The 12,909-nt window shown below is 65.8% G+C and carries 10 protein-coding genes and 1 tRNA gene; all 11 read right to left on the reverse strand.

Translation table 11 applies throughout. The features are described 5' to 3' along the window. Positions 1-207 precede the first annotated feature (207 nt). Positions 208-280 (reverse strand) — tRNA-Asn (locus tag ACFVTG_RS22400). 63 nt (positions 281-343) lie between these two features. Beyond that, on the reverse strand, positions 344-2,326 hold the full coding sequence (gene dnaG / locus ACFVTG_RS22405; RefSeq protein WP_390282965.1) for a DNA primase: 1,983 nt from the start codon (positions 2,324-2,326) through the stop codon (positions 344-346). Between the two features lie 48 nt (positions 2,327-2,374). After that, the gene (locus ACFVTG_RS22410) at positions 2,375-3,685 is read right to left on the reverse strand and encodes a deoxyguanosinetriphosphate triphosphohydrolase (protein WP_370872192.1); all 1,311 of its coding nucleotides are present in this window, start codon (positions 3,683-3,685) and stop codon (positions 2,375-2,377) included. Positions 3,686-3,798: 113 nt separating this feature from the next. Then, positions 3,799-4,980 (reverse strand): tRNA dihydrouridine synthase DusB, encoded by a 1,182-nt coding sequence (gene dusB / locus ACFVTG_RS22415; RefSeq protein WP_284751334.1) that lies wholly within the window; start codon positions 4,978-4,980, stop codon positions 3,799-3,801. A gap of 59 nt (positions 4,981-5,039) precedes the next feature. Further along, positions 5,040-5,651: a response regulator gene (locus ACFVTG_RS22420; protein ID WP_390282966.1), complete on the reverse strand. Its 612-nt coding sequence runs from the start codon at positions 5,649-5,651 to the stop codon at positions 5,040-5,042. Further along, positions 5,648-6,820, reverse strand: coding sequence for a sensor histidine kinase (locus tag ACFVTG_RS22425; protein ID WP_390282967.1), 1,173 nt, complete (start codon positions 6,818-6,820; stop codon positions 5,648-5,650). Before ACFVTG_RS22425 ends, ACFVTG_RS22420 begins: the two co-directional genes overlap by 4 nt. 22 nt (positions 6,821-6,842) lie before the next feature. Further along, positions 6,843-7,619 carry an ABC transporter permease gene (locus tag ACFVTG_RS22430; RefSeq protein ID WP_284751337.1) on the reverse strand — a complete coding sequence of 259 codons (777 nt, stop codon included), beginning with the start codon at positions 7,617-7,619 and terminating at the stop codon, positions 6,843-6,845. Beyond that, positions 7,616-8,554, reverse strand: coding sequence for an ABC transporter ATP-binding protein (locus ACFVTG_RS22435; RefSeq protein WP_284751338.1), 939 nt, complete (start codon positions 8,552-8,554; stop codon positions 7,616-7,618). Before ACFVTG_RS22435 ends, ACFVTG_RS22430 begins: the two co-directional genes overlap by 4 nt. Positions 8,555-8,659: 105 nt before the next feature. Further along, the gene (locus ACFVTG_RS22440) at positions 8,660-10,093 is read right to left on the reverse strand and encodes a YibE/F family protein (RefSeq protein WP_390282968.1); all 1,434 of its coding nucleotides are present in this window, start codon (positions 10,091-10,093) and stop codon (positions 8,660-8,662) included. A 252-nt stretch (positions 10,094-10,345) separates the two neighbouring features. Continuing rightward, complete coding sequence (locus ACFVTG_RS22445) at positions 10,346-11,719, reverse strand: FAD-binding oxidoreductase (protein WP_284751340.1); 1,374 nt, start codon at positions 11,717-11,719, stop codon at positions 10,346-10,348. A gap of 214 nt (positions 11,720-11,933) precedes the next feature. Continuing rightward, positions 11,934-12,908, reverse strand: coding sequence for a GNAT family N-acetyltransferase (locus tag ACFVTG_RS22450; RefSeq protein WP_390282969.1), 975 nt, complete (start codon positions 12,906-12,908; stop codon positions 11,934-11,936). Position 12,909 lies beyond the last annotated feature (1 nt).

Consider the following 12,909-nt stretch of genomic DNA (forward strand, 5'->3'; position numbering starts at 1 on the left):
CAACAACGGCACCTGGACCCAGTTCACCGCCGACCTCACCGCCTACAAAGGCCAGACCATCACCCTCTGGTTCAACGTCCACCTCGACGGCTCCAGCCCGGCGGATGACACCTGGATGTACCTCGACGACGTCACCCTCACCACGAGGTAAAGAACCAGACGCCAAAAATCCCCGCCCTCTACTGAGGACGGGGATTTTTGAGTAAGCTCCTCCGACTGGACTTGAACCAGTAACCCTTCGATTAACAGTCGAATGCTCTGCCAATTGAGCTACGGAGGAATGAAGCGTGTACCAGCCTAACAAAGGGCTGCCGGGAAACGAAATCGACGCCGGGGAACGCCCTTAGCTATCCATGCGGAGAGCGCGGCGCTGCATTTCCAGCTGCATGAGTTCCCGGTTGAGGCGCTGGAACTCCTCCGGCTGGGCCGAGGCGTCCAGGCGCTGCAATTGGCCCATCTTGTCCGCTTTGACCCTGGTGATCTGCAGTTCGAAAAGTCGGGCCAAGATGTCTCGGCAATAACGCTGAAGCGCCTCGGGGGTGCTGGCCGGCAGCGGAACGACGGCAAGCTCGGAGACCAGGCCTTGGAGCGGTTCCGGAACCTCTTGGCGAATCCCTTCCACCCAGGCCACAGGGTCTCCCGCGTGTGCCAGCCCGGCAGCCCGGATGGCAGTGTGCACGGCTGAATAGGCCGGAGTGACAAAATGGCAGGCCTCAAATCGTTCCCATGCTCCACTGTTAGGCACAGCTCCACCTGCAAGCGCAGCTTCGCCACCGAGGACAGCAGGATTCTGGATGACCACTTCGAGGGCCTGCCGCTCCATGGCTGCAATGGGATCCCGCGGATCCGGGCGCATGAAGGCGATGGGAGCGCTCGACGGCGGTGCTGCCGCCGGCTGTCCGGCCTGGCCCGGCAGTGTGCCCTGCCCGGCCCCCTGGGCTCCAGCGGATCCCGCAGCTCCTGAAGCGCCCGACATCCCCAGTGCAGGCGCGGAAGCAGCGCGCTTGGCGGCCAAGCCCACAGCCCGGCTGACCTCCTCAATCGGCATGCCAAGCCAGCCCGCCAGCTCGCGGACATACGCCGGACGGATGCCCGAATCACGGATCTGCGCCACCACAGGGGCCGATTCGCGCAGGGCGGCGACCCGGCCTTCCACGGTGTCCAGGTTGTGGCGTTTCAGGGAGGCCCGGATGGCAAATTCGAAGAGGGGCCGGCGGGTGCCGATCAAGTCCCGGACGGCCGCGTCCCCCTTGAGTTGGCGCAAATCGCATGGGTCGGCCCCGGTGGGTTCCACGGCCACGTACGTCTGCGCGGTAAAGCGCTGGTCTTCCTCAAAAGCGCGCAATGCGGCCTTCTGCCCGGCGGCGTCGCCGTCGAAGGTGAAGATGACCTCTCCCCCGGTGCCGTCGTCTGACAGCAAGCGGCGGGCGATCTTGATGTGTTCCGTGCCGAAGGCCGTACCGCATGTGGCCACGGCGGTACCGACTCCGGCAAGATGGCAGGCCATGACGTCCGTGTATCCCTCCACCACCACCAGTTGCCGGTCCTTGGCGATGTTCCGCTTGGCGAGGTCGATTCCGTAGAGGACCTGGGACTTCTTGTAGAGCACGGTCTCCGGAGTGTTCAGGTACTTCGGGCCCTGGTCGTCCTCGTAAAGCTTGCGGGCACCGAAGCCGATGGTGTCACCGGCGATGTCCCGGATGGGCCAGATGAGCCTGCCGCGGAAGCGGTCGTAAATGCCCCGGTTGCCTTCCGAAAACATTCCCGTCAGCTTCAGCTCGGCATCCGTAAACCCGCGTCCGCGCAGGTGCTTCAGCAGCGAGTCCCAACCCTGGGGCGCGTAGCCGACGCCGAACTTTTCGGCCGCGGTCCGATCGAAGCCGCGGCCGTGGAGGAAGTTGCGGCCCTCTGCGGCACCTGCCGTGAGCAGTTGGGCACGGAAGAACTCGTCGGCGATTTTGTGGGCATCCAGCAGCCGTTGGCGCTTGCCGACCTCTTCGCGGTTGGGACCTGTGCCGCCGTCTTCATAGCGGAGCTCGTAGCCGATCCGGGCTGCGAGCTTTTCCACGGCTTCGTGGAAGGAGCTGTGGTCCATTTTCTGGACGAAGGAGATGGCATCGCCGTCTTCGCCGCAGCCGAAGCAATGGTACCGGCCCACTTGCGGACGGACAGTGAACGACGGCGAGCGCTCGTCGTGGAAGGGACACAGGCCTTTGAAGGTCCCCAGGCCGGCGCCCTTGAGGGTGACGTAGCCGTCCACTACTTCCTTGATATCGGTGCGCTGGCGTACTTCGTCGATATCTTCACGTTTGATCAGGCCAGCCACGTCACCATCCTAGTCGCTCCGCACGGGCAGCCGCGGGCCGCCGTCGGGCTACCAGAGCGAGGGGAGGCTGCCCACGAGGCGTTCGTACATCGCCAGCGCCGAAGCGTCCGTGAGGGACGCCACCTGGTCGATGACAACGCGAAGCCGGGCGCCGTCGTCGGGGGCGTCCCGCCAGTCCGCGGCGAACATCGGTTCCAGATGCCGGTCTCCGCTCGCGTTGAGCACGCCGACGAGGGCGTGCAGGACTTCGCGCTGGCGCTCATAGACGGGCTGCCGATGGTCGGTGGAGATCACGAACGTCGTGGCAAGGCCCTTCATGGCCGCGATCTCGGTGACGGTTTCCTCGGGGACCATGAGTTCCGCAGCGTACCGGGTGAGGTGGTCCGGTCCGAAGTGCGCCCTCGTGGTCTCCAAGGCACTCTGGCAGAACCGGCCGATCAACTGGCTGGTCATGTCCTTCAGCGCGGCCATCGACTTGCGGCTGCCGTCGGCTTCGCGGACCCACACGCTCGTGGCTTCGAGGCGTGCCAGTGCGGCGTCGATTTCGGCCGGATCGTTGTGGGGCAGGTACCACTGCTTCGTGTACCCCACCACGCGCGCGCGGTGGTCCGGATTGTCCAGCCACTTCAGCTGGAAATGGCCGGCAACAATGGCGTCCTCGACGTCGTGGACGGAGTACGAAATATCGTCGGCCAGGTCCATCACCTGGGCCTCGATGCAGGAACGGTTCCCCGGCGCTCCGTCACGAAGCCAGGCAAACACGGGCAGATCGTCCTCGTAAGCGCCGAATTTGCTGCTCCGCTGTCCGTGGATGACGGGGGCATCGACGGCGGACCAGGGATACTTGGACGCGGCGTCAAGGCTGGCCCGGGTCAGGTTCAGGCCCGCGGGCCGGCCGTCGGGGGCAAGGACCTTGGGTTCAAGCCGGGTCAGCAGGCGCAGGGTCTGGGCGTTGCCTTCGAAGCCACCGATTCCATGGGCGACCTCGTTGAGCGCCGATTCCCCGTTGTGCCCGAAAGGCGGATGGCCAAGATCGTGGCTCAGGCACGCCGTGTCCACAACATCCGGATCGCAACCGAGCGCGCGGCCCAATTCGCGGCCCACCTGGGCCACTTCAAGGCTGTGCGTCAACCGGGTGCGCACGAAGTCGTCGGTGTCCGGGGCCACCACTTGGGTCTTGGCCCCGAGCCGCCGGAGGGCTGACGAATGCAGCACCCGTGCCCGGTCCCGCTCGAAGTCCGAGCGGTAGGTATTCTTGCGGGGTTCCTGGACCCAGCGTGCCGAGTCGGCCTCCACATAGCCTGGAATGCCCGTTGCGTTTTCGGCCGGGCGTGCTGCAGACATCGCTTCAGTTCCCATGGGTATCTGCCTCCTCCGCTTGCCGTGCACCGGCGTCTCTTCAGCCCGTGCCTATGCAGCCAGTTTTCCACGACTCTGGCCGTGCGCGTGCACGCGCCGGTCCGGGCCGCGCTTTAGCCGCCTGAGACGTCGAGTTCGGCTGCGGCGATATCACGCGTCTGGTCCGCGTCCATCTGCCGGCTGAGAAGCCAATCCTTAGGCAACGCCGGCTTTTTGGGGGAACCTGCGCGTCCGCGCGGGCCTTCCGAATCGATGCCTGGGTACGGCAGGTCCATGTCCAGCTGGTCCAGCAGCTCGCGCAGGACCTCGAGCGTCGGCACCGTGGCCAGTTTGGCACGCAGCTCCCCTCCCACCACGTAGCCCTTGAAGTACCAGGCCATGTGCTTGCGGATCTCACGCAGCGCCTTGTACTCGTCGTTGCCGAAGGTTTCGATCATGAGCTCGGCGTGGCGGTAGACGCCGTCGGCCACCTCGCGCAAGCCCGGACGGTGGCGCTGGTCGCTGCCCTCAAAGGCGGCCTGGAGGTCCCCGAAGAGCCACGGGCGGCCTTGGCAGCCGCGGCCCACCACGACGCCGTCGATCCCGGTTTCGCGCACCATGCGGACTGCGTCTTCGGCGGACCAGATGTCCCCGTTGCCGAGGACGGGAATGTCCGGGAGGGCCTCGCGCAGGCGTGCGATGGCGGACCAGTCGGCCTGGCCGGAGTAGAACTGCGCGGCCGTGCGGCCGTGGAGCGCGACGGCGGCAACACCGGAGTCGCGGGCGATGCGGCCGGCGTCGAGGTACGTGAGGTGGTCCTCGTCAATGCCCTTGCGCATCTTGATGGTCAGCGGGATGTCGCCCTTGGAGGCTTCCTTGACGGCAGTCTGGACGATCGAGGTGAAGAGGTCGATCTTCCAGGGGAGGGCGGATCCGCCGCCGCGCCGGGTGACTTTGGGCACGGGGCAGCCGAAGTTGAGGTCGATATGGTCCGCCCGGTCTTCTTCGACGAGCATGCGCACGGCCTGGCCAACGGTGACGGGGTCCACGCCGTACAACTGCACGGAACGGACTTTTTCGTCGTCGTCGTGGGAGATGATGCGCAACGACTCCGGGGTGCGCTCCACGAGGGCACGGGAGGTCACCATCTCCGCGACGTATAGACCGCCGCCGTATTCACGGCACAGCCGACGGAAGGCCGAGTTGGTGATGCCGGCCATCGGGGCAAGGATCACGGGGGTGTCCACGGTGATCCGGCCGAGCTGCAGCGGGGGCAGTTCGAGCTTGGGCGAAGGGGGTGTTGCTACTACAGTCACCCGTCCATTGTCTCAAAGCGGGGCAAATCGACTGGACCGGCCGGTCGCGAGCCGGGCCGCTAGAGCAGCCAGCCGTTGTCTTCGGCGATCCGCACGGCCTCGGCGCGGGTCCGGCCGCCGGTCTTGGCCATCGCGGCGGACAAGTAGTTCCGCACGGTCCCTTCGGAGAGCATCGCCGACTTCGCGATATCGGCCACCGTTCCGCCGTCGGACGCTGCCTTGAGCACTTCCCCCTCACGTTCGGTCAGCGGGCTGTCTCCCGCGGTCAAGGATTCCGCGGCGAGCACGGGGTCCACCACCCTGAGCCCCTGATTCACGCGGCGCACCGCTTCGGCCAATTGCCGCGCCGGGGTGTCCTTGACGACGAATCCGGAGGCACCGGCCTGCATCGCGCGCTTGAGGTAGCCGGGCCGCCCGAACGTGGTCACCATGAGGACCCGGCACTGCGGCGCGGCCCGCCGCACGGCGGCTGCCGCGCTGATCCCGTCCAGGCCGGGCATCTCGACGTCGAGCATTGCCACATCGGCGGAGTGCTCGACGACGGCGGCCGCCACCCCTGTCCCGTCGCCCAGTTCCGCGACCACCTCGATGTCCGGCTCCAGTCCCAGCAAAGCCGCAAGTGCACCGCGCACCAGGGCCTGGTCATCCGCGATCACCAATCGGATGCTCATACCTCTACCGCCAATCTGAACCCTCCCAGGTCGCTCGGGCCAATACTGACCGTTCCGCCCGCGGCACCCACGCGTTCGCGGATCCCGGCCAGTCCGTTCCCGGAGCGGCCCCCGGAGGCCGGGCCGACGCCGTCGTCCTCCACCAGAACGCTCGACGCCGTCAACCGGACGCGGCAGCGCGCGGCGCCGGAGTGCCGCACAACGTTGGTGACGCCTTCGCGCAACACCCAGCCGAAGAGCTCCCGGTGACGCGCCGGAACCTGTTCGACGGTTCCCGGCAATTCGGCGTCGATCCCGGCCGATTCCAAGGCGGTCCGGGCCACTGCGAGTTCCGCCAGGACGTTGACGCCGCGGTAGCCGGCCACGGTGGCGCGGACGTCGGCGAGCGCGCCGCGGGCCAAGTCCTGCACCGCGACGATCTCGGCCGCGGCCCGGTCGCGGGCAGGGTAATCGCCCGGGACGGTGTCCAGCATCCTGCCTGCCAATTCGGCCTTCACGGCGATGACCGTCAGGGAATGCCCCAGGATGTCGTGCATGTCCCGGGCGACGCGGCTGCGCTCCGCCGCCACGGCTGTGTCGGCCAGTTCAGTCTGCGCTTCCCGGAGCCGTGCGGTCTGCCTGATCAGCCGCGCGAAGGCGGACATCATGAGGCCGAGGGACACGATGATCCCGGCCTGGAGCAAGGCCTGCTCCCCGTTGCCCGTCACCAACTGGGTGGTGAAGGAAGCGAGGGCCAATCCGACGATGAGGAAGAAATCCGCGCGCGGCGGAAGGGACGTCATGGCGATGGCGCAGGCGAGGAAAGTCCAGGTCCACAAGGCTTCCCTGCCGATGAGGAGGACGATCACACCGTTCAGCGCCAGCAGGATACCGGCGGACACAATGCCCGCCCGGACGCCCAGGCGCCAACTGATCTGGGGCAGGAAGACGTAGGCAGCGAAGAACACAATCAGGGACGCCGACGCCGCTACTTTCCAGGCCAGCGGCTCGTCCACGGACCACACGATGTTCCACGTCGGCCAGGCCCAGAGCAGGATGGAGAGTCCCGCCCCGATGAACCAGCCCCGTGGTCCGGGACCGCGGAACATGCTGCCGGTGAACAGCTGGCCGCTGAACGCGCTGCCGTTGAGCACATCCCTGAAAGAGCTTCCGCCTGCTTTGTTGGTCATGGTGCTCACCCTAGCGGCCTGTTCAGACACGTTTCGTGTCGCGGCGGAACGCCATCGCAGCCCCGGCCACGAAGATCACGAGCCAGATGAGCACGTTGACGATCCACGCCCAGTCGAACTCGCCTGTGATGGGGCTCCGGGCCAATTGCCCGATCCCGTAGGCGGGCGTGAACTTGGCGATGTTCCCGAAGGTCTCCCCCATGATCTCGATCGGCATGAACAGTCCACCGAGCATGGCAAGGATGGCAAGGGCCGGGCCGAGGATCTGCATGACATTCTGGCTCGGCATGAGGTATCCGACGAACAAGCCGAGTGCCGCGAAGACCAGGGAGCCCAGCCAGGCAACCAGCCCCGCCGTCAGCCAGGTCTGGGCATCCATGGTGACACCAGCCAGGGCACCGATGACGAACTGGGCCACGACGGCAACGAGGGACAGCGTCAGCGCAGCCATGGCTTTCACCGCGATGTACGCACCGGGCAGGAGGGGCGTGAGGCGAAGCTGGCGGCTCCAACCCTGGGCACGTTCCACTGCCACTTGGCTGCCGGCGCCCGTAGCAGCGGTCATCGCGGCATAGACCGTGAGGCTGATGAGGATGTACTGGCCGTAGCTGTGCCCGTTGGGCAGGAGCTTGTCCTTGTTGGACAAGCCGAAAATGAAGAAGAAAACGGCGGGCATGAATACCGTGAAAATGATGGTCCGGCGGTTCCGGAGCATCCGCTTGATTTCGATCCAGAGGAACGTGCGGTTGACCCCGCCAGCGGACGGTTTCCGTTCCTGGACGACTGTTGCCGTGCTCATACGAGGTCTCCTTCAAAAGTGATGCTCGTGGATTCCGGCACGGCATCGTCTCCGGTGAGGGCGACGAACGCCTCCTCGAGGTTGTTGGCCGCCACTTCGACGTCGTGGGCGCCCGTGTTGTTGAGCAGGTACCGCACGACGGCGTCCGAGTCGCCCGTGCGGACGGTGAGGCGGCCGCCGTCGTACTCGACACTTTCCGTCGGCGGCATCCCGGCCAAGAGCCCGCGCTCTGCCGCCGGAAGGGAAGCCTTGACGGTACGGCCCGAGGCAAGGTTCTTGATCTGGGCGGCGGTGCCGTCGGCGACGATGCTGCCTTGCCGGACCAGGACAATCCTGTCCGCGTAGGCGTCGGCTTCTTCGAGGTAATGGGTGGCGAAGATGACGGTCCGTCCGCGCTGGGCGTCGCTCCTGATGGCGGTCCAGAAGTCGCGCCGGCCCGCCACATCCATGCCGGTGGTGGGCTCGTCCAGGATGAGCAATCCGGGATCGGAGACGAGGGCCATGGCGAAGCGCAGCCGCTGCTGCTGGCCGCCGGAGCACTTTTCCACCTTGCGGTCGGCGATCTCCAGGATGCCCGCCCGCGCCAGGACTTCGTCCACGGGGCGGGAGGAATCGAACATGGCTGCGTTGAGCTGCACGGTCTCGCGGACGCTGATGTCCCGCAGCAAGCCGCCAGTCTGCATCACGGCTGCCACTTGGCCACGGGCGATGGCTCCCCGGGGAGTGTGGCCGAAGATGGAAACGCTTCCCTGGTCCGGGGCGCTCAAGCCGAGGATCATGTCGATCGTGGTGGTCTTGCCGGCCCCGTTGGGACCGAGGAACGCCACCACTTCCCCCGGCTGCACGGTGAGGTCGAGGCCGCGTACGGCATGGACCTTCCCGAAGCTCTTGTGCAGTCCGGCGGCGTGGACGGCCGGCACACTCGCTGTTGTCATGACTCTCCTTGGCTTTGGTTTACTCCACTACCCATCAAAGCCGGGATCCGCGTCCGGCGCCGGGGCGTGTGTCACCAATGAGGCATGACAAATGTCATGTCGGTTCTACTGTCCGCGTTCGGCTTCCCTGCGTGCCCGCCTGGTCATGACGACGGCGGCGAGCTCGCCCGTGTCGAACGATTCGAAGGCGTCTGCGGACCCGGCAGTTTCAAGCTCACGGACGTCGCCGTCGTCGTGGGCTGGTTCCGGATCCGCGGCAACGGCAGCCGCGAGCCGCCTTGGACCGGTCGCCTTCACCACCAGCACAGCAATCAAGGTGGTCACCGGGATGGCCAACACCAGGCCGATGGAGCCAACCAGCGTGCGGATGACTTCCTCGGACAACTCGGCACTGGTGAGGGCGTCGACCAGCGGGCGGTCGTACAGCATGACAATGATCAGGATGGGCAGTGCGGCACCGGCGTAGGCGAAGGCGATGGTGTAGACCGTGGAGGCGATGTGGTCCCGGCCGATCCTCATGGCCGAGGTGAACAGCTTCCGCGCGCCAGTCTCGGGTGCCAGTTCGTAGAGTTCCCACACTGCCGCGGACTGGGTGATGGTCACGTCGTTGAGGACCCCGAGCCCGGAGATGATGAGCCCGCAGAGGATGATCCCGGAAAGGGAGATCTTGTCCGACATGTTCACGAGCGTGGCGCCCTCGCTCGTGGCGATCCCTGTCAGGTTGGCCGCATCCGTGGCCCAGGCTGCCAGCAGCGCCGTAATGCCGAGGCCGAAGATCGTGCCCAGCAGCGCGGTGGAGGTCTTGGCCGAGAATCCGTGGGCGAAATAGAGGACCCCCATCATGATGGCCGTGGAGCCGACCAAAGCCACGAGCAGCGGCGGCTTCCCTTCCACCAATCCCGGAAGCATGAAGCTGACCATCACCACGTAGGCTCCGGCCAGCCCGAGGAGCGCCCTGAAGCCGCGCCAGCGCGCGACCGCAATGACCACCACGGCATACAGGATCGCCAGAAGGGCCATGGGAACGGTCCGCACGAAGTCCAGGAAAACGTACGACGGCGAGCCGTTGCCCGCCGCTGCGCCCTGCACCCCGGAGAGGTTCAGGTAACGGATGCTGTCCCCGACTTTGACGCCGTGGGACTTGGCGACATCCGGGTTGATGACTACTTTCACGGGGCTGCCGCCGTTATCCGGTTGCGTGGACGCGAAAGTGCATTGGGACCCCTGCGGCTGTGCGCCACTACTCTGGTTCGTGCCGTTCGTACTCGGCGCCTGCGTCCCTTGCGTGCAGCTTTCCTGGGTGACGGCTTGGATCTTGCCGGTATCGAACGTCACCCCGGGAGCGGCCGTGTAGGGGCTCGCGAAGGTGATACCTTCCTTGCTCCCCGACGGCCACATGACGAGCATGGCTACGATCGTGAGCACGGCAATCGGAGCCAGCACGGCCACGAGGAGCCAGTTGGCCCGCTTGCGTGCCGCGAGCGCCGTCGGGCTTGGCTCGACATGCTCTGTGTGTCCGTGTGAATGGCCGTGACCCATTAGCTGCAAAACCTCATGCCCACAAGCCTACGTGGGGCAGCGCTGCGTCCCACCCAACTAACTCGCAGTTGTTGTCGTTATGAGGGCTCAGAACGACAACAAATGCGTGGGCCCACGCCGCCAGGGTTCCCTGGCCGTGGGGCCCCGCCGGCGAGGGCCCCAGCCTGAGCTTGCGAAGGTTGGGAGCCGGCGGGGACTTGCGAGGCGAGGGTGGCGGTGGGGATCAGTTGGGCTCGCTTGATACCCGAGTGCTTAGGCGGGTTTGATGTTTTGGTTCACGTGGAAGAGGTTTCCTGGATCGTACTTGCCCTTGATGGCTTGCAGCCGCTCGTAGTTGACCCCGTAGTTCTCACTGATCCTGCCTTGGTCCTCCGCATCCATGAAGTTGATGTAGCCGCTCGCAGCAGAATGCGGACGGAGCGCCTCCGCGTAGTTGCGGGCCCAGGCTATGTTGGCTTCATTGTCCGCAGGGTCCGGCCACTGTGCTGCGATCACGGGGGCGAACTTCATCCCGCGGTTCGCGAAAGCTGTGTCCTGGGCTCCGACCCGGGCCGCCGCGCCGTCGATCGGGTAGACGTGGACCGCGGTGTTGAGGCTGGTGACCGTGGAACCAAATTCTGCATGCGCGTCGATGACGCCATCGTTGAGTTCACTGATGAAGTTGGCTTTCCAGTACCCTTGCAGGCCTTTGGGATTGAGCCCGTCAAACGCCACGTTGAGTGCCGGATAGGGCATCGGGGTGATCAGGGATCCGGCCACGGGTGCGGCTTCGAGGAACGGCTGCCAGCGGGCTTCGCCTTCTGCCATGTCTCCCGTCCACATCCCGACCACGACGCACACGGGCTTGCCGTGCCATTCTTCTGGAAGGAACGGCACGGGTGGGCCTTGATGGAATCCGAGGAACGCTCCGAACTCTTCGGGAGCGGAGTCAATGTAATCCCGGTAGAACTTCGCGACCGTCTCGGTGTTTTCCGCTCCATAGATGACAATCCCCACGTGGACCATGTCCACCGGGTGCAACTTGTATTCCAGTGACGTCACCACACCGAAATTGCCGCCGCCGCCCCGCAAGGCCCAGAAGAGATCCTCGTTCCGGGTTTCGTTTGCAGTCAGGAACTTGCCGTCGGCAGTCACCACGTCGGCGGAGATCAAGTTGTCACAGGACAGGCCGTGTTTGCGGGCAAGATAGCCGATGCCGCCACCCAGGGTCAGGCCCGCGATGCCGGTGGATCCCACAATCCCGCCGGTGGTGGCCAGCCCGAATGCATGGGTAGCGTGGTTGAAATCTGCCCAGGTTGTTCCCGCCTCGGCACGGGCCGTGCCGGCTTCGGGATCAACACGGACTCCGGTACGGTTGACGAAATCTATGACGAGGGCATCGTCCCAAGTCCCGAAGCCGGGTGCGCTGTGGCCGCCGCCGCGGATAGCCAATGGCAGGGAATTGTCCCGGGCGAAGTTCACGCTCGCGATGACGTCCGCCACCTGGGCCACCCGGACGACTCCTGCCGGACGTTTGTCGATCATCCCGTTAAAGACGGCACGGGCGGAATCATAGTCAGGATCACTTGGAGTGACGAGTTGCCCACGGAGCTGTTCACGCAGTCCGTCGAGGGCTGTTCCATTCATGGGTGTTACCGCCGATTCTCTTCATGAGACCGGATTCGTTCCACCCGCCGCTACCCCACCAGAGCAACGGCCGGGGCTTACGTCGTCATGCCTACACCCATGCCACGGCCTCGTCAAGGCTTCCCCAACCAGCTTCCCCCGACTACCTCGCAGTTGTTGTCGTTATGAGGGCTCATAACGACAACAACTGCGAGTCACTTGGGCCAGCCGCCGGCTATTCGCTGACCACCAGGGTGTCCGCGCCGCGGAGCTTCGCTTTACCCAGCTCCAGCAAGGGATCGACGACGGCACGGACGGCCGTCATCGAATCGTCCACCTCAAGGAGCACGGGGTGCTGGTAGGCAATGAGCGCGAGCAGGCCACGGACTGCCTCCCTCGCCTCGTCATCCTGCAAAAGCGGATCGTGGCCAAGGAACACCTCCGATGGCTCGTCCGAGCTGCCCTGGGCATAGCTGATGGCGAAGGCCTGCAGCTTGCCCTTGCGGGTGGCCGGAACGCCCGTACCAAAAGCACTGGCCTTCGGAGCACGCAGCACGACCGCTCCGTGCGCCCCCGTCAGATCGTCGAGGAAAAGCCGTTGCACCGTGGGGATGCCCAGCTCGCCGGGGTTGTCCCAGTGGTGTACGGCGGTGTAGTACCGGCCTACGACGTCGCTCAGTTCCACGGATCCCGTGGCGAGGTCTTCGACTTGCTCGGACGCCGCTTCTTCGGAGCCGTCTCCAAACACGGGCAGCCTGAGCGGCTCGGGATCCACCACCACAAGCCGGGAGCGCTGGATCGGTGTTAGTCCCGCCCACTCGGCGAAGGCGGCACCGGCCGTGCCGGGCTCCACTTTGCTGCGCAGCTTGGTGACGCCCGACGGCGACTGCCCGGCTTCGCGCCGCAGCATGGTCAGGAGCGTGGCCCCTATCCCGCTGCGTCGGTGGTCCTTGGCAACCTCGATGTAGGCCCAGAGACGTTCCGCGTGCAGGGACGCCTCATGGACCACACCCGCGGCCACCGGGATGCCGACGCCGTCAACGACGTCTTCCGCCACGATGCACCGGCGCCAAGGCTGGCCTTGACCGCTGTTGCTCGACGGTGCCAGGGCTGCGCGGAATTGCTGGGCCGGCAGGGTCTCGGGCCCGCCCCACATTTCCAGGAGCGCGAGGTCGTCGCCCTCACGCCATTCGCGGTACTCGATGGTCACG

The sequence above is a fragment of the Arthrobacter sp. NPDC058127 genome (assembly GCF_042884555.1).
Classification (GTDB): domain Bacteria; phylum Actinomycetota; class Actinomycetes; order Actinomycetales; family Micrococcaceae; genus Arthrobacter.

Bases quoted from the DNA above. Each gene is read 5' to 3' on its own strand.
- ACFVTG_RS22425 (WP_390282967.1), bottom strand. From the start codon at position 6,820: ATGACCAACAAAGCAGGCGGAAGCTCTTTCAGGGATGTGCTCAACGGC.
- ACFVTG_RS22420 (WP_390282966.1), bottom strand. From the start codon at position 5,651: ATGAGCATCCGATTGGTGATCGCGGATGACCAGGCCCTGGTGCGCGGT.
- ACFVTG_RS22440 (WP_390282968.1), bottom strand. From the start codon at position 10,093: ATGGGTCACGGCCATTCACACGGACACACAGAGCATGTCGAGCCAAGC.
- ACFVTG_RS22410 (WP_370872192.1), bottom strand. From the start codon at position 3,685: ATGGGAACTGAAGCGATGTCTGCAGCACGCCCGGCCGAAAACGCAACG.
- ACFVTG_RS22430 (WP_284751337.1), bottom strand. From the start codon at position 7,619: ATGAGCACGGCAACAGTCGTCCAGGAACGGAAACCGTCCGCTGGCGGG.
- ACFVTG_RS22435 (WP_284751338.1), bottom strand. From the start codon at position 8,554: ATGACAACAGCGAGTGTGCCGGCCGTCCACGCCGCCGGACTGCACAAG.
- ACFVTG_RS22445 (WP_284751340.1), bottom strand. From the start codon at position 11,719: ATGAATGGAACAGCCCTCGACGGACTGCGTGAACAGCTCCGTGGGCAA.